General features: G+C 55.7%; 15 protein-coding genes, 2 tRNA genes and 1 rRNA gene. 13 read left to right on the top strand and 5 right to left on the bottom strand.

Translation table 11 applies throughout. The features are described 5' to 3' along the window. Window positions 1-4: 4 nt before the first annotated feature. The 3 genes from rrf to PUZ33_RS18980 all read left to right on the top strand — a co-directional run bounded on the left by rrf (window position 5) and on the right by PUZ33_RS18980 (window position 380). A 5S ribosomal RNA gene (rrf, locus tag PUZ33_RS18990) occupies window positions 5-120 on the top strand. A 55-nt stretch (window positions 121-175) separates the two neighbouring features. Next, window positions 176-252, top strand: a tRNA-Asp gene (locus PUZ33_RS18985). 52 nt (window positions 253-304) lie between these two features. Further along, window positions 305-380 (top strand) — tRNA-Trp (locus PUZ33_RS18980). A 102-nt stretch (window positions 381-482) separates the two neighbouring features. Here the strand turns inward: PUZ33_RS18980 and hdfR are convergent. After that, complete coding sequence (gene hdfR, locus PUZ33_RS18975; RefSeq protein ID WP_020685959.1) at window positions 483-1304, bottom strand: HTH-type transcriptional regulator HdfR; 822 nt, start codon at window positions 1302-1304, stop codon at window positions 483-485. 118 nt (window positions 1305-1422) lie between these two features. Between hdfR and PUZ33_RS18970 the strand changes: the two genes are divergently transcribed. Then, window positions 1423-1761: a DUF413 domain-containing protein gene (locus PUZ33_RS18970; RefSeq protein ID WP_013099290.1), complete on the top strand. Its 339-nt coding sequence runs from the start codon at window positions 1423-1425 to the stop codon at window positions 1759-1761. Window positions 1762-1793: 32 nt separating this feature from the next. Here the strand turns inward: PUZ33_RS18970 and PUZ33_RS18965 are convergent, their stop codons facing one another. After that, complete coding sequence (locus PUZ33_RS18965) at window positions 1794-3314, bottom strand: YifB family Mg chelatase-like AAA ATPase (RefSeq protein ID WP_058680753.1); 1521 nt, start codon at window positions 3312-3314, stop codon at window positions 1794-1796. A gap of 341 nt (window positions 3315-3655) precedes the next feature. On the opposite strand from PUZ33_RS18965, the gene ilvL reads away from it, so the two are divergent. The 7 genes from ilvL (at window position 3656) to ilvA (ending at window position 10206) form a co-directional block, all read left to right on the top strand. After that, on the top strand, window positions 3656-3754 hold the full coding sequence (ilvL, locus tag PUZ33_RS18960) for an ilv operon leader peptide (protein WP_023620831.1): 99 nt from the start codon (window positions 3656-3658) through the stop codon (window positions 3752-3754). An 86-nt stretch (window positions 3755-3840) separates the two neighbouring features. Beyond that, a complete protein-coding gene (gene ilvX / locus PUZ33_RS18955; RefSeq protein WP_102046757.1) occupies window positions 3841-3891 on the top strand; it encodes a peptide IlvX in 51 nt (16 codons plus the stop codon). Window positions 3892-3893: 2 nt separating this feature from the next. Next, a complete protein-coding gene (gene ilvG, locus PUZ33_RS18950; protein WP_023620832.1) occupies window positions 3894-5540 on the top strand; it encodes an acetolactate synthase 2 catalytic subunit in 1647 nt (548 codons plus the stop codon). Continuing rightward, complete coding sequence (gene ilvM, locus PUZ33_RS18945) at window positions 5537-5800, top strand: acetolactate synthase 2 small subunit (RefSeq protein WP_003860184.1); 264 nt, start codon at window positions 5537-5539, stop codon at window positions 5798-5800. Before ilvG ends, ilvM begins: the two co-directional genes overlap by 4 nt. 18 nt (window positions 5801-5818) lie before the next feature. Next, window positions 5819-6748: a branched-chain-amino-acid transaminase gene (ilvE, locus tag PUZ33_RS18940; protein ID WP_013099287.1), complete on the top strand. Its 930-nt coding sequence runs from the start codon at window positions 5819-5821 to the stop codon at window positions 6746-6748. Window positions 6749-6808: 60 nt separating this feature from the next. Next, complete coding sequence (gene ilvD, locus PUZ33_RS18935) at window positions 6809-8659, top strand: dihydroxy-acid dehydratase (protein WP_013099286.1); 1851 nt, start codon at window positions 6809-6811, stop codon at window positions 8657-8659. Window positions 8660-8661: 2 nt separating this feature from the next. Continuing rightward, window positions 8662-10206, top strand: a complete 1545-nt coding sequence (gene ilvA, locus PUZ33_RS18930; RefSeq protein ID WP_114078612.1) for a threonine ammonia-lyase, biosynthetic — start codon at window positions 8662-8664, stop codon at window positions 10204-10206. A 45-nt stretch (window positions 10207-10251) separates the two neighbouring features. Here the strand turns inward: ilvA and ilvY are convergent, their stop codons facing one another. Then, window positions 10252-11142, bottom strand: coding sequence for an HTH-type transcriptional activator IlvY (gene ilvY / locus PUZ33_RS18925; RefSeq protein WP_058680754.1), 891 nt, complete (start codon window positions 11140-11142; stop codon window positions 10252-10254). Between the two features lie 152 nt (window positions 11143-11294). Here ilvY and ilvC point away from each other — a divergent pair, with 152 nt between their 5' ends. Further along, window positions 11295-12770, top strand: a complete 1476-nt coding sequence (ilvC, locus tag PUZ33_RS18920; RefSeq protein ID WP_013099283.1) for a ketol-acid reductoisomerase — start codon at window positions 11295-11297, stop codon at window positions 12768-12770. Between the two features lie 85 nt (window positions 12771-12855). Here ilvC and ppiC read toward each other — a convergent pair whose 3' ends face one another. Continuing rightward, complete coding sequence (gene ppiC, locus PUZ33_RS18915; RefSeq protein ID WP_013099282.1) at window positions 12856-13137, bottom strand: peptidylprolyl isomerase PpiC; 282 nt, start codon at window positions 13135-13137, stop codon at window positions 12856-12858. A gap of 85 nt (window positions 13138-13222) precedes the next feature. On the opposite strand from ppiC, the gene rep reads away from it, so the two are divergent. Further along, window positions 13223-15247: a DNA helicase Rep gene (gene rep / locus PUZ33_RS18910; protein WP_013099281.1), complete on the top strand. Its 2025-nt coding sequence runs from the start codon at window positions 13223-13225 to the stop codon at window positions 15245-15247. Window positions 15248-15298: 51 nt separating this feature from the next. Here rep and gppA read toward each other — a convergent pair whose 3' ends face one another. Next, window positions 15299-16783 (bottom strand): guanosine-5'-triphosphate,3'-diphosphate diphosphatase, encoded by a 1485-nt coding sequence (gene gppA, locus PUZ33_RS18905; protein ID WP_058680751.1) that lies wholly within the window; start codon window positions 16781-16783, stop codon window positions 15299-15301. Window positions 16784-16787: the final 4 nt, after the last annotated feature.

The raw sequence follows: 16787 nt of genomic DNA, 5'->3' as shown, positions 1-16787 counted from the left end.
TTTGCCTGGCGGCTTTAGCGCGGTGGTCCCACCTGACCCCATGCCGAACTCAGAAGTGAAACGCCGTAGCGCCGATGGTAGTGTGGGGTCTCCCCATGTGAGAGTAGGGAACTGCCAGGCATCAAATTAAGTAGTAAGCCGGTGCATCAATCCGGTGGTTACAGCAGTCTTCGGTGGAGCGGTAGTTCAGTCGGTTAGAATACCTGCCTGTCACGCAGGGGGTCGCGGGTTCGAGTCCCGTCCGTTCCGCCACTTATTAAGACATTAAGCCTGCCTTATCGGCAGGCTTAATGGCAAAAACTTTAGGGGCGTAGCTCAGTTGGTAGAGCACCGGTCTCCAAAACCGGGTGTCGCGAGTTCGAGTCTCTCCGCCCCTGCCATATAGAATCCTTTGCTTCGGCAAAGGATTTTTTTTGCCTTCAACACGGCCAAAATCCCTTCCTAATCAAAAACTGCAGCCAGTCATTATGCTGGCTGGTCAATCATTCCATAATATTGATTTTTAATAGATCTTTTATCTGCGATTGCTTATCGCTGTTCTGCAGCCAGATTGCATACAGCGGCCTGGAAAGCGTAGTGGAATCCAGTACGGTATGGAGTCCCGGTTTACTGTCTGCCCAGCAAACGGGTAACCACGTGCAGCCCTTTAGCAAGGAAAGCTGTTGGCAGGCGATCTCCGCTGAGCTGGTTGTTAGCTGTGGAACATCGTCAGGGGCGATCAAACCGGTTTCATGCTGTTGAAAATCGGGGCCCCATTCAAGCCGCAGATAGGTTAGATCGGACTTCATCATCGCAGGCTCAGACGCATACAGAGCCAGACCAAACTGCCCAACAATCTGGCTGCTAAATTCGTCCATCTTGGGGGCTTCAGTGGTGATCAGCAGATCAAGCTGGCGCTCGTGAAGTTGCTTAACCAGCGACTGCCGTTGCGCAATTCTGGCCTCGAATTGCAAATGCCCATGCGAATGGTATAACCGCGAAAGCCACTGACTGAGCATACATTCCCACAGGGAGGCGCTGGCCCCAATCGAGAACTCATTGTGCCTGGACGTATGAGCCACCTCTTTACGGGCCGCCTGCCAGGTATTCATCAACGTTTCTGCATACGGGAGCAGTTTCTCACCGGCTGGCGTTAAGCGGATATTGTTGCGGTGACGGGTAAATAGATTCACACCCAATTGATTTTCCAGCTGTCGAATACGAAAACTGACCGCTGACTGCGTCAGATAGAGGGCTTCAGCTGCTCGCCCGAAGTGGCGTGTCCTGCTCACTTCAAGGAAAGTTTTTAGCAATTCCGTATCCACATCTTTCTCCACAAAATTATTTGTCGTTATGATTTAAATGTTTTGTTTTACACTCTGTCAAGCGTAACTAATACTCCGCGCCATAAATAGCTCGGCCAAAGAATTAGGAGCGTGTAGGATGGCGGAAAGCTTTACGACGACTAATCGTTTTTTCGACAATAAAAATTATCCACGCGGGTTCTCTCGTCACGGCGATTTCACCATCAAAGAGGCGCAATTGCTTGAGCGTCATGGTTATGCCTTTAACGAGCTGGATCTGGGTAAACGTGAGCCTGCGACTGAAGACGAAAAACAGTTTGTTGCTGTTTGTCGCGGTGAGCGTGAGCCGCAGTCTGAAGCAGAACGTGTATGGATCAAGTACATGGCACGCATCAAGCGTCCAAAGCGTTTCCATACGCTGTCTGGCGGTAAGCCGCAGATGGAAGGTGCTGAAGACTACACCGAGTCTGACGACTAAGTTGATGAGAAAAGGAGCTTCGGCTCCTTTTTTTATGCCAGTAATTTTTGCATGTGCAGCAACAACCGATCTATGGCGCGATAGCTCAGCGCTTCCTGCAGATGGTGTCTTTCAATCTCTGGGTCTCCTTTCACATCGGCAATAGTGCGAGCCACTTTCAGCAGGCGCTGCCATGCACGGATCGAGAGCCCAAATCGCGTCAATGTCTCTTCAAGCCAGCAGGCATCCTCAGCCTTAAGATGGCAAAACTGCCGAATCTCAGCATTATCCAGACGCGCATTCAGCTTATGTTGACGAGCGTACTGTCGGGCCTGTGAGGCGATAACCCGTTCGCGAACCTTCGCTGTGCTCTCACCGCGTATCGTTGTCTGGCTGAGCAAACCAGGGGGCGGTAATGGGATCTCCAGGGATAAATCAAAACGATCGAGGAAAGGGCCTGACAGCTTCCCCAGATAGCGCAGCGTCTGCTCAGGCGTGCAGCGATTATGATTTCCCTGATAATGGCCTGATGGGCTGGGGTTCATGGCGGCAACCAGCTGGAACTGTGCCGGGTAGCTTATTTTGGCGCGCGTGCGGGAGATATGGATCTCGCCAGATTCGATAGGTTCCCGCAGGGCATCCAGTACGCGGCGTTCAAACTCAGGCAGTTCATCAAGAAACAGGATGCCATTGTGTGCCAGCGAGATCTCTCCCGGCCCCGGAATGGAGCCCCCTCCGACCATGGCCGTCAGGGAGGCACTGTGATGGGGAGAGCGAAAAGGACGTCGTCGCCACTGTTTTTGCAATGATGCAGAGCTCACCAGGCTAAATATCGCTGCGCTTTCAAGTGCTTCATGATTATTGAGTGGTGGCAATAACCCGTTCAGTCTGCTCGCCAGCATGGTTTTCCCTGTTCCCGGCGGGCCAATCAGCAACAGGTTATGTCCTCCGGCTGCGGTGATCTCCAGTGCCCGCTTCCCCTGCTCCTGCCCGATAATATCGCTGAGGTCGTCCGGGCTTTCAGGCAGGATATCTCCGGTTTCCTCTGGCTCGGAGAGCGTATGTCGGCCTTCAAGGTGCGCGCAGACTTCCTGCAAATGCCCCGCGACCAGGCACCCTTTCTCGGCAATCAGGCTCACTTCTGAGGCATTTTCATTGGCTACAATAATTTGTCGACCAGCATGAATGGCTTCCAGCGCACCAGAGATGGCGCCAGGAACGCCTCTTAACGCGCCTGTAAGCGCCAGTTCGCCAATGAACTCGTACGAGCCTAGCCTCGCTGTGTTGAGCTGCTCAGAGGCTGCGAGAAGCGCAATAGCGATAGGTAAATCGTATCGTCCGCCTTCCTTGGGCAGATCTGCGGGAGCAAGGTTGATCGTGATCTTCTTAGCGGGGAAGGTATAACCGCTATTGATAATTGCGCTGCGAACCCGATCTCTGGCTTCTTTGACCGTGGTTTCTGGCAAGCCGACAAGCGTTAGCCCAGGGAGCCCACTACTCAGATGAACCTCCACAGAAATAAGCGGTGCCTTTACTCCGATCGCCGCACGCGTGTAAACAACTGACAGTGACATAAGCACCTCCTCAGTGAGTCACTATGTCAGTATTGATTTTGCCTGTTGAGCGTCAGTTGGCTGATTTACGACGCTCATTCCTGCTTTTTAGCGACATAGTGTAACTATTTCACTCATTCGGAAGCTATCTCGCAAAGAGAAGGACGGAACGTTGCAGAGCGCTAAAACACGCCAAAAAAATGAAAAATATTCACTCTCTAATTTCCTTATATAAAACAAAGCTTTTCAGGAATATGATTTGCCTGCTAATCAAATCCGTCATAAATAAATCTTGTGTTTGGTTTGATAACTGTGATAACTCTTTAGGCATTCCTTCGAACAAGATGCACAAAGAACTGAAAATGACAGCCCTTCTACTAGTGATTAGCCTGGTCGTGATTAGCGTGGTGGTGATTATTATCCCACCGTGCGGGGCTGCACTTGGACGAGGAAAGGCTTAGAAATCAAGCCTTAACGAACTAAGACCCCCGCACCGAAAGGTCCGGGGGTTTTTTTATGACTAAAAAACTTAAACGAGGAGCAGAGAATGACAAATAGCACAAAATTCTGTTTCTCCCGATTTATGACGGGGAACTAACTATGAATGGGGCACAGTGGGTAGTACATGCGTTGCGCGCACAGGGAGTCGAAACCGTCTTTGGTTATCCGGGAGGCGCAATTATGCCGATTTACGATGCACTGTATGACGGCGGCGTGGAACACCTCTTGTGCCGACACGAGCAGGGCGCAGCCATGGCGGCCATTGGCTATGCACGTGCCACCGGTAAAACGGGCGTCTGCATGGCAACGTCTGGACCGGGCGCCACAAACCTGATCACCGGTCTGGCTGACGCGCTGCTCGATTCCGTTCCCGTGGTGGCGATCACCGGCCAGGTGGCCTCACCCTTCATCGGTACCGATGCCTTCCAGGAAGTCGATGTGCTCGGCTTGTCGCTGGCCTGCACCAAACACAGCTTCCTCGTGCAGTCCCTCGAAGAACTGCCAGGCGTGATGGCGGAAGCGTTCCGTATTGCCAGCTCTGGCCGTCCTGGCCCGGTTCTGGTGGATATCCCGAAAGATATTCAGGTCGCACTCGGCGAGCTGGAACCGCACTTCTCCACCGTTGAAAGTGACGACGCGTTCCCACATGCGGAAGTCGAAGAGGCGCGTCGGATGCTGGCGCAGGCAGCCCAGCCGATGCTGTACGTCGGCGGCGGCGTTGGCATGGCACAGGCAGTTCCGGCCCTGCGCGAATTTATCGCGGTAACGCAAATGCCTGCCACCTGCACGCTGAAAGGGTTGGGCGCAGTGGATGCTGACTACCCATACTACCTGGGCATGCTGGGGATGCACGGCACCAAAGCGGCAAACCTGGCGGTGCAGGAGTGTGATTTGCTGATTGCCGTCGGTGCCCGTTTTGACGATCGCGTGACCGGCAAGCTGAATACCTTCGCGCCAAACGCCAAAGTTATCCATATGGATATCGACCCGGCGGAAATGAACAAACTGCGTCAGGCGCATGTTGCGCTGCAGGGCGATCTCAACACGCTGCTGCCGGCGTTACAGCAGCCTTTGAATATCGGCGAGTGGCGCCAGCACACGGCTGAAATGCGTGCCGAGCACGCCTGGCGTTACGACCATCCGGGTGAGGCCATCTATGCGCCGCTGCTGTTGAAGCAGTTGTCTGACCGTAAACCGGCAGACAGCGTAGTGACGACCGATGTCGGCCAGCACCAGATGTGGTCTGCGCAGCACATGACCTACACCCGCCCGGAAAACTTCATCACCTCCAGCGGATTAGGCACGATGGGCTTCGGCCTGCCTGCCGCGGTGGGTGCTCAGGTTGCCCGTCCAAACGATACGGTCATCTGTATCTCCGGTGACGGCTCCTTCATGATGAACGTTCAGGAGTTGGGCACCGTTAAGCGTAAACAATTGCCGCTGAAGATCGTGTTGCTTGATAACCAGCGTTTAGGGATGGTGCGCCAGTGGCAGCAGCTGTTCTTCGAGGAGCGCTACAGCGAAACCACCCTGACTGATAACCCCGATTTCCTCACTCTGGCCAGCGCCTTTGGCATTCCTGGACAGCACATCACCCGTAAAGACCAGGTTGAAGCGGCACTCGACACCATGCTGTCAAGCGAAGGGCCTTACCTGCTTCATGTCTCAATCGACGAGCTTGAGAACGTCTGGCCGTTGGTACCGCCAGGTGCCAGTAACTCACAAATGCTGGAGAAATTATCATGATGCAACATCAGGTCGCCGTTCAGGCTCGCTTCAATCCAGAGACATTAGAACGCGTTTTGCGCGTGGTCCGTCATCGTGGCTTTCAGATTTGCTCTATGAATATGGAGACGGCCACTGACGCCCAAAATATCAGTATCGAATTAACCGTTGCCAGCCCGCGCCCGGTCGACTTACTGTTTAGTCAATTATCAAAGCTGGTGGATGTTGCCCACGTTGCCATCTGCCAGAGCACAACCACATCACAACAAATCCGCGCCTGAGCGTGACAGGAAGAGAAAATGACGACAAAAAAAGCTGATTACATTTGGTTCAATGGTGAGATGGTTCGTTGGGAGGACGCGAAGGTCCACGTGATGTCCCATGCGCTGCACTACGGTACGTCTGTGTTTGAAGGCATCCGTTGCTACGACTCTCACAAAGGGCCAGTGGTGTTCCGTCATCGTGAACATATGCAGCGTCTGCATGACTCAGCCAAAATTTATCGTTTCCCGGTTTCTCAGAGCGTTGATGAGCTGATGGAAGCCTGCCGCGAGGTGATTCGTAAGAACAACCTGACCAGCGCCTATATTCGTCCGCTGGTCTTCGTGGGTGACGTGGGCATGGGCGTAAACCCGCCAGCCGGTTACACCACTGACGTGATCATTGCTGCGTTCCCGTGGGGGGCGTACCTGGGTGCAGAAGCGCTGGAGCAGGGGATCGACGCAATGGTCTCGTCCTGGAACCGCGTGGCGCCTAATACCATCCCAACTGCGGCCAAGGCGGGCGGTAACTACCTCTCCTCACTGTTGGTCGGCAGCGAAGCGCGCCGCCACGGCTACCAGGAAGGCATCGCGCTGGACGTGAACGGTTATATCTCTGAAGGTGCAGGTGAGAACCTGTTTGAAGTGAAAGACGGTATCCTGTTCACCCCGCCGTTTACCTCTTCAGCCCTGCCGGGTATTACCCGTGACGCCATCATTAAGCTGGCGAAAGATCTGGGTATCGAAGTGCGTGAACAGGTTCTGTCCCGCGAATCCCTGTATCTGGCCGATGAAGTCTTTATGTCCGGTACGGCGGCTGAGATCACGCCGGTTCGCAGTGTAGACGGTATTCAGGTGGGCGCAGGCCGCTGTGGCCCGGTTACCAAACGTATTCAGCAAGCCTTCTTCGGCCTCTTCACCGGCGAAACAGAAGATAAATACGGCTGGTTGGATCAGGTTAATCAATAAGCATAAATATGGGACGGCACGCACCGTCCCATTTAATAGTCAGACGGGAGTAAATAAAGCATGCCTAAGTATCGTTCCGCCACCACCACCCACGGCCGTAACATGGCGGGTGCCCGCGCACTGTGGCGCGCCACCGGGATGACCGACGCAGATTTCGGTAAACCTATCATCGCCGTGGTGAACTCCTTCACCCAGTTTGTGCCGGGCCATGTGCACCTGCGCGATCTCGGCAAACTGGTTGCTGAGCAAATTGAAGCTGCGGGCGGTGTGGCGAAAGAATTCAACACCATTGCGGTGGATGACGGTATCGCGATGGGGCACGGGGGCATGCTCTATTCACTGCCGTCGCGCGAGCTGATTGCCGACTCGGTGGAATACATGGTTAACGCGCACTGTGCGGACGCCATGGTCTGTATCTCCAACTGCGACAAAATCACCCCGGGGATGCTGATGGCTTCCCTGCGTCTGAACATTCCGGTAATTTTCGTCTCCGGTGGTCCTATGGAAGCGGGCAAGACCAAGCTTTCTGACAAAATCATCAAGCTCGACCTGGTCGATGCGATGATCCAGGGCGCGGATCCAAAAGTGTCTGACGAGCAGAGCAACCAGGTGGAACGCTCCGCGTGCCCAACCTGCGGCTCCTGTTCCGGGATGTTCACCGCAAACTCCATGAACTGTCTGACCGAAGCACTGGGCCTCTCTCAGCCGGGCAACGGTTCGCTGCTGGCGACGCACGCTGACCGTAAAGCGCTGTTCCTCAACGCCGGTAAGCGCATTGTTGAACTGACCAAACGTTACTACGAGCAGGACGATGCCAGCGCGCTGCCGCGCAACATCGCCAGCAAGGCGGCGTTCGAAAATGCCATGACGCTGGATATCGCCATGGGCGGTTCTACTAACACCGTTTTGCACCTGCTGGCTGCGGCGCAGGAAGCGGAAATCGACTTCACCATGAGCGATATCGATAAGCTGTCCCGCAAAGTGCCGCAACTGTGTAAAGTCGCGCCAAGCACCCAGAAATACCACATGGAAGACGTACACCGTGCGGGTGGCGTCATCGGTATTCTTGGCGAGCTGGATCGCGCCGGGCTGCTGAACCGCGATGTGAAGAACGTTCTCGGTCTGACGTTGCCGCAGACGCTGGATAAATATGACGTGATGCTGACTCAGGATGAGGCGGTGAAAAACATGTTCCGCGCGGGTCCGGCCGGTATTCGTACCACGCAGGCCTTCTCTCAGGATTGTCGCTGGGACACACTGGATGATGACCGCGCCGAAGGCTGCATTCGTTCGCTGGAGCACGCCTACAGTAAAGACGGCGGTCTGGCCGTGCTGTACGGCAACTTTGCGGAAAACGGCTGCATCGTAAAAACCGCGGGCGTGGATGACAGCATCCTGAAATTCACCGGCCCGGCCAAAGTGTACGAAAGCCAGGACGAGGCGGTAGATGCCATCCTGGGCGGCAAAGTTGTGGAAGGCGACGTGGTGGTCATCCGTTACGAAGGGCCGAAAGGCGGTCCAGGCATGCAGGAGATGCTCTACCCAACCACCTTCCTGAAATCGATGGGCCTCGGTAAAGCCTGTGCGTTGATCACCGACGGACGTTTCTCGGGCGGTACGTCCGGTCTCTCCATCGGCCACGTATCACCGGAAGCAGCGAGTGGCGGCAACATTGCGATCATCGAAGACGGTGACCTGATTGAAATCGACATTCCGAATCGCGGGATCCAGCTCAAGCTGAGCGATCAGGAGATCGCGGCTCGTCGTGAAGCACAGGAAGCGCGCGGCGATAAAGCCTGGACGCCGAAGGACCGCCAGCGTGAAGTCTCCTTCGCCCTGCGCGCTTACGCGAGCCTTGCGACCAGTGCAGACAAAGGCGCGGTACGCGATAAATCGAAACTTGGGGGCTAATGATGGCCGAGTCACAACCCTTATCCGCCGCCCCTGAGGGGGCGGAATATCTCCGGGCAGTGCTACGCGCGCCGGTCTATGAAGCGGTGCAGGTCACCCCGCTGCAGAAAATGGAAAAACTCTCTTCGCGCCTCGACAACGTGATTCTGGTGAAGCGCGAAGACCGTCAGCCGGTGCACAGCTTCAAGCTGCGCGGGGCCTACGCGATGATGGCCGGGTTGACCGACGAGCAAAAAGCACGCGGCGTGATTACCGCGTCGGCGGGCAACCACGCGCAGGGTGTGGCGTTCTCGTCTGCCCGTTTGGGGTTGAAAGCGCTGATCGTGATGCCGGTTGCCACGGCGGATATCAAAGTGGATGCGGTGCGTGGCTTCGGCGGCGAAGTGCTGCTCCACGGCGCTAACTTTGACGAAGCAAAAGCCAAAGCGATCGAGCTGGCGCAGCAGCAGGGCTTTACCTGGGTACCGCCGTTCGACCATCCGATGGTGATTGCAGGACAAGGTACCCTGGCGCTGGAACTGCTGCAGCAGGATGCCCATCTTGACCGCGTTTTTGTTCCGGTGGGCGGCGGTGGCTTAGCCGCAGGCGTTGCGGTGCTGATCAAACAGCTGATGCCGCAGATCAAAGTGATTGCCGTGGAAGCGGAAGATTCAGCCTGCCTGAAGGCCGCGATGGATGCGGGTCATCCGGTCGATCTTCCGCGCGTTGGGCTATTTGCCGAAGGCGTGGCGGTAAAACGTATTGGCGACGAAACCTTCCGTCTGTGCCAGGAGTATCTTGACGACATCGTCACCGTCGACAGCGATGCGATCTGTGCGGCGATGAAAGATCTCTTCGAGGATGTGCGTGCGGTAGCGGAACCGTCCGGTGCGCTGGCATTGGCTGGAATGAAAAAATATATTGCCCAGCACAACATTCGCGGCGAGCGCCTGGCGCACGTGCTCTCGGGCGCTAACGTCAACTTCCATGGTCTGCGTTACGTTTCTGAACGCTGCGAGCTGGGTGAGCAGCGTGAGGCCCTGCTGGCGGTGACCATTCCGGAAGAGAAGGGCAGCTTCCTGAAGTTCTGTCAGCTGCTTGGCGGCCGTTCGGTAACGGAGTTCAACTACCGTTTTGCCGATGCGAAAGACGCCTGTATTTTTGTCGGCGTGCGTTTAAGCCGCGGTCTGGAAGAGCGCAAAGAGATCCTCAACCTGCTGCACGAAGGCGGCTACAGCGTGGTCGATCTCTCTGACGATGAGATGGCGAAACTGCACGTACGTTATATGGTCGGCGGTCGTCCGTCGAAGCCGCTTAAGGAACGTCTCTACAGCTTTGAGTTCCCGGAATCCCCGGGCGCGTTGCTGAAGTTCCTGCATACGCTGGGCACGCACTGGAACATCTCCCTGTTCCACTACCGCAGCCACGGCACCGACTATGGCCGCGTGCTGGCCGCGTTTGAACTGGCCGAGCACGAGCCGGATTTCGAAACGCGTCTGAATGAGCTGGGCTATGAGTGCCATGATGAAACGCACAACCCGGCGTTCCGCTTCTTCCTCGCGGGCTAAGGGGGGGTCTGCGTATAGGTCGGGTAAGCGTAGCGCCACCCGACTTTAATGGTTCGGCAATATCTTCCAGAACGCATCAATAAGCGGCTCATGCAGCCGCTTTTTTTGTGCACACACGCCAAGCTCAAACGGTGTCTTTTCGTCGCTGCGCTCCAGAATCATCACGCGATTGCGCACCGGTTCCGGGCTGTTTTCCAGCACCACCTCCGGCAGCAGCGCCAAGCCGCAGCCAAGCGCCACCATCGAGACCATCGCCTCGTGTCCACCCACCGTCGCGTAAATCGACGGATTACTGATTTTCTGACGACGGAACCAGAGTTCGATACGGCGTCGCACCGGACCCTGATCGGCCATGATAAACGGCACCGATGACCAGTCCGGCTTTTCCACCGACACCTGATTACGCACCGGGCAGGGTAGCGCCGGTGCGATCAGCACCACCGCCAGATTCTCCAGCATGGAGAACGCCACCGCGCCCGGCAGGGTTTCGGGCTTCCCGGCAATGGCCAGATCGGCTTCGCCTGTGACGACTTTTTCCATGGCATCGGCGGCATCGCCGGTGGTGAGCTTAATTTCAACCGAGGGATGCTCCGCGCGGAAACGGTCAAGGATAGGGGGAAGATGGCTATAGGCGGCCGTTACGGAACAGAAAATATGCAGCTCGCCGGATAAAGACGGCCCTTTCTGATCGATGGCGTGTCGTAGCTGCTGATACTGCAGCAACGTCTGCTGAGCAAAGACCCGCAGCTCTTCGCCCGCTTCCGTGAGGGTAACGGTGCGATTATCCCGCACAAACAGCGGCTGGCCGAGGTCCTCTTCAAGGCGCTGGATCTGGCGCGAAAGCGTGGACGGGCTGACGTGCATAGCCCGGGCGCTACGGCCAAAATGGCGGCTTTCTGCCAGATGCAGGAACATTTTCAGATCGCGTAAATCCACGGATTCCACTCCCCCTTTTTACATTGCAGATATTGCAACGTGACGTTGTGAATATATCAATTTCCGCAATAAATTTCCTGTTGTAATGTGGGTACATTCTCGCTGAAACGCGAACCGAACAATAAGACACACAACATCACGAGGTATCACCCATGGCTAACTACTTTAATACACTGAACTTGCGCCAGCAGCTGGCGCAGCTGGGCAAATGCCGCTTCATGGCGCGCGATGAATTTGCTGATGGCGCGAGCTACCTTCAGGGTAAAAAAGTGGTCATCGTCGGCTGTGGCGCGCAGGGTCTGAACCAGGGCCTGAACATGCGTGACTCCGGGCTGGATATCTCTTACGCCCTGCGCAAAGAAGCAATTGCTGAAAAACGCGCTTCCTGGCGTAAAGCGACCGAAAACGGCTTCAAAGTGGGTACCTACGAAGAGTTGATCCCGCAGGCGGATCTGGTTGTTAACCTGACGCCAGACAAACAGCACTCTGATGTTGTGCGCTCCGTTCAGCCGCTGATGAAAGACGGCGCGGCGCTGGGTTACTCTCACGGCTTCAACATCGTTGAAGTGGGCGAGCAGATCCGTAAAGACATCACCGTAGTGATGGTGGCTCCGAAGTGTCCGGGTACAGAAGTCCGTGAAGAGTACAAGCGTGGCTTCGGCGTGCCGACGCTGATCGCGGTTCACCCGGAAAACGATCCGAAAGGCGAAGGGATGGCGATCGCGAAAGCATGGGCAGCGGCTACAGGTGGCCACCGTGCGGGTGTTCTGGAATCTTCCTTCGTGGCTGAAGTGAAATCTGACCTGATGGGCGAGCAGACCATTCTGTGCGGCATGCTGCAGGCCGGTTCACTGCTGTGCTTCGATAAGCTGGTGGAAGAGGGTACCGACCCGGCATACGCAGAAAAACTGATTCAGTTCGGCTGGGAAACCATCACCGAAGCGCTGAAGCAGGGCGGTATCACGCTGATGATGGATCGTTTGTCCAACCCGGCGAAACTGCGTGCTTTCGCGCTGTCCGAACAGCTGAAAACCATTATGGCGCCGCTGTTCCAGAAACATATGGACGACATTATCTCCGGCGAGTTCTCTTCCGGCATGATGGCTGACTGGGCGAATGATGATAAGAAACTGCTGACCTGGCGTGAAGAGACCGGTAAGACCGCGTTCGAAACTGCGCCACAGTATGAAGGTAAAATCGGCGAGCAAGAGTACTTCGACAAAGGCGTACTGATGATCGCGATGGTAAAAGCAGGTGTTGAGCTGGCGTTCGAAACCATGGTGGATTCCGGCATCATCGAAGAGTCTGCGTACTACGAATCTCTGCACGAGCTGCCGCTGATCGCGAACACCATCGCCCGTAAGCGTCTGTACGAAATGAACGTGGTTATCTCCGATACCGCTGAGTACGGCAACTACCTGTTCTCTTATGCATGCGTACCGCTGCTGAAAGAGTTCATGACCACTCTGCAACCGGGCGATCTGGGCAAAGCCATTGCGGAAGGTGCGGTAGACAACGCACAACTGCGCGATGTGAACGAAGCGATTCGCAGCCACCAGATCGAGAAAGTAGGTCACAAACTGCGTGGCTACATGACCGATATGAAACGTATCGCGGTAGCGGGTTAACAACCTTGTCGGGTGACGCTTCGCTTACCCGACCTACAAAACGCTAAGACGTAGGCCGGGTAAGGCGCAGCCGCTACCCGGCTTTTTATTTGCGATAGAGGACCTTGATCACGTGATAGCCGAACTGCGTATGCAGTGGGCCAGTCGGCTCCAGTACCGGGCAGGAGAAGACCACTTTGTCGAACGCCGGAACCATCTGACCCTGACGGAATTCACCTAAGTCACCGCCGCGTTTGCCTGACGGGCAAATGGAGTGCTTCTTAGCCAGCTTGCCGAAGTCGGCGCCGTTTTTGAGCTGTTCCAGAAGATCCAGAGCCAGTTTCTCTTCTTTAACAAGGATATGCAGTGCTGCTGCTGTTTTTGCCATGATCGTGCCTTGAGTGGTATGGATTAGGCTCGCTATACTACCACGCTGTTATTCTCCCCTCCTGACTTTCATTGAGTGATCATTTATGCGTTTAAACCCCGGACAACAACAAGCTGTCGAATTTGTCACCGGACCGTGTCTGGTGCTGGCGGGGGCTGGCTCCGGCAAAACGCGTGTGATCACGAACAAAATCGCCCACCTGATCCGCGGCTGCGGCTATCAGGCCCGGCATATCGCTGCGGTGACCTTTACCAACAAAGCGGCGCGCGAAATGAAAGAGCGTGTCGGCCAGACGCTGGGGCGTAAAGAGGCGCGAGGTCTGATGATCTCCACGTTCCACACGCTGGGGCTGGATATCATCAAACGCGAATACGCGGCGCTGGGGATGAAGTCTAACTTCTCGCTCTTCGACGACACCGATCAGGTGGCATTGCTTAAAGAGCTTACCGAGGGGCTGATCGAAGATGACAAAGTGCTGTTGCAGCAGCTGATCTCGACGATCTCCAACTGGAAAAACGATCTGATGACCCCCGCTCAGGCGGCGGCAAGCGCCAAAGGTGAGCGGGATCGGATCTTCGCTCACTGCTACGGTCTGTACGATGCACATATGAAAGCGTGTAACGTGCTGGATTTTGACGATCTGATCCTGCTGCCCACGCTGCTCCTGCAGCGTAATGAAGAGGTGCGTGAACGCTGGCAGAATAAGATCCGCTATCTGCTGGTGGATGAATACCAGGACACCAACACCAGTCAGTATGAGCTGGTGAAGCTGCTGGTGGGACAGCGTGCGCGTTTCACCGTGGTAGGCGATGATGACCAGTCAATCTACTCCTGGCGCGGTGCGCGTCCACAAAACCTGGTGCTGCTGAGCAAAGATTTTCCGGCGCTGCAGGTGATCAAGCTGGAACAGAACTACCGCTCCTCCGGGCGCATCCTGAAAGCGGCAAATATCCTGATTGCCAATAACCCGCACGTCTTCGAAAAACGCCTTTTCTCGGAACTTGGCTATGGCACGGAGCTCAAAGTGCTCAGTGCCAATAATGAAGAGCATGAAGCGGAGCGCGTGACGGGCGAGCTGATTGCGCACCACTTCGTCAATAAAACGGAATATAAAGATTACGCGATCCTGTATCGCGGCAACCACCAGTCGCGCGTCTTTGAAAAGATGTTGATGCAGAACCGCATCCCGTACAAAATTTCCGGCGGAACCTCCTTCTTCTCGCGCCCTGAAATCAAAGATCTGCTGGCCTATCTGCGTGTACTCACCAACCCGGATGACGACAGCGCCTTTCTGCGTATCGTGAACACGCCGAAACGTGAAATCGGCCCGGCGACGCTGCAAAAGCTCGGTGAATGGGCGATGACGCGCAACAAAAGCCTGTTTACCGCCAGCTTCGATATGGGGCTGAGTCAGACGTTAACTGGGCGCGGTTATGATTCCTTAACCCGCTTTACCCACTGGCTTGGCGAAGTCCAGCGTCTGGCGGAGCGCGAACCGGTTGCCGCCGTTCGCGATCTGATCCACGGCATCGACTACGAGTCCTGGCTGTATGAAACCTCTGCCAGCCCGAAGGCGGCAGAGATGCGGATGAAAAACGTTAACCAGCTATTCAGCTGGATGACGGAAATGCTGGAAGGCTCAGAAATCGACGAGCCAATGACCCTGACCCAGGTCGTTACCCGCTTTACGCTGCGCGACATGATGGAGCGCGGTGAGAGCGAAGAGGAAGCCGATCAGGTTCAACTGATGACGCTGCATGCGTCTAAAGGGCTGGAGTTTCCGTATGTTTACCTGGTCGGCATGGAAGAGGGCTTACTGCCGCACCAGAGCAGCATTGATGAAGATAACGTCGATGAAGAGCGTCGTCTGGCCTACGTGGGCATTACCCGCGCGCAGAAAGAATTAACATTTACGCTGTGTAAAGAGCGCCGTCAGTATGGGGAACTGGTTCGCCCTGAGCCGAGCCGTTTCCTGCTGGAGTTGCCGCAGGATGACCTGATCTGGGAGCAGGAGCGCAAGGTGATTACCGCTGAAGAACGAATGCACAAAGGTCAGGCTAACGTCGCCAACATACGCGCCATGCTGGCTAAAGCCAAAGAGAAGGGATAAGAATTTGCAGGCCGGGTCAGGCGAAGCCGCCGCCCGGCAATGCACAGCGTATTACTTCACTTCAAGTGCCCAGTGGACATAGCTCTGCCACTGGCACTCCTGCTCAATCATCTCTGCCCCAAGCGGGTGATTATCAATCCAGTTTTCCGGCAGCGTCAGAGACAGTCTTTCGTCATCCGCCACCAGATGAATATTGGGCAGCAAATCATCGCGACGTCGGCTGGCAAACAGAATTGCCAGACGCAGCAGGCGGCACAGATGCTCGGCCACGCGCGGCGGCACGGCGTTTTGCTGATGTAACGAGGAGAGGTCAACGGCGTTGGTCTGGTTCAACAGTAACGTTGCCAGCAGCTTCTTTTGTGCCGGCGTGTAGCCCGGCAGATCGAGATTACGCACCAGCCAGGCTGCGTGCAGCGGCGCCTGCTTATACTCGACGCTCAGCCCAATTTCATGCAGCGCGCAGGCACTTAGCAGCAGATCGCGGCTCAACGGGTCGATATCCCAGCTGTTTTTTACCTGATCGGCAAACAGTGATGCCAGCTGAGCTACCCGTTGCGCTTGATCGGTATCGACAATAAAGCGACGCTGTACGTTACGCAGGGTTCGGGTGCGGATGTCCTGATCAACCGAAAGATGCAGCATTCCGTAGACCAGACCTTCACGCAGCGCACCACCGGCCAGCGTCATACACTGGATGTTCAGCTCGGTAAAAATGGCGATCAAAATGGCCAGGCCGCTTGGGAAGACCAGCGCACGTTCCAGCGTCAGGCCTTCTATTTCCAGCTCTTCCAGGCGACCACATTGAATCGCGCGCTGTTTTAACTGCTGGAGCTTGGTAAGCGTGATCCGCTCGTCCATCCCCTGGGCCATCATGATTTCCTGCAACGCCTGCACGGTACCTGACGCACCCACGCAAACTTTCCAGCCGTGATAGCGCAGTTCGTCCATTACCGGACGTAACACCTCGCGGGCAGCATTTTCAGCTTCGTCGAAGTTCTCTTTACCCAGATTTCGATCGGCAAAGTAGCGCTCAAGCCAGGTCACACAGCCCATCGACAGGCTGAACAGTGAAGTCGCCTGCGCGCCCGTGCCGGTGACGAGCTCGGTGCTGGCACCCCCGATATCGACGACCAGACGGCGATCGTCGCCGCCCGTCGTGTGCGCAACACCCTGATAGATCAGACGTGCTTCTTCTTCACCGCTGATAACCTGAACCGGGCACCCGAGAATTTCCTGCGCTTTGGCAATAAAATCCACGGCATTGACTGCCAGGCGCAGCGTCGCGGTGGCGACAACGGTAATTTGCGAATGGGGAATATCCTGCAGGCGTTCGGCAAAGAGACGTAGACACTGCCAGCCACGTTCCATGGCTTCGGGAGAGAGATAATTATCGCTGCTCAGGCCCGCCGCGAGGCGGACCTTGCGCTTAATGCGCGTCAGCGTTTGTATGCTTCCCGCCACCTCGCGCACAACCAGCATATGAAAACTATTCGAACCGAGATCAATTGCCGCATAAAGCGAGGTGGAGCTGAGCATATTT

The organism is Enterobacter cloacae complex sp. 2022EL-00981 (assembly GCF_028737495.1).
In the GTDB taxonomy this organism is placed as follows: Bacteria; Pseudomonadota; Gammaproteobacteria; order Enterobacterales; family Enterobacteriaceae; genus Enterobacter; species Enterobacter cloacae.
This window is presented reverse-complemented; position numbering and strand designations above follow the sequence as displayed.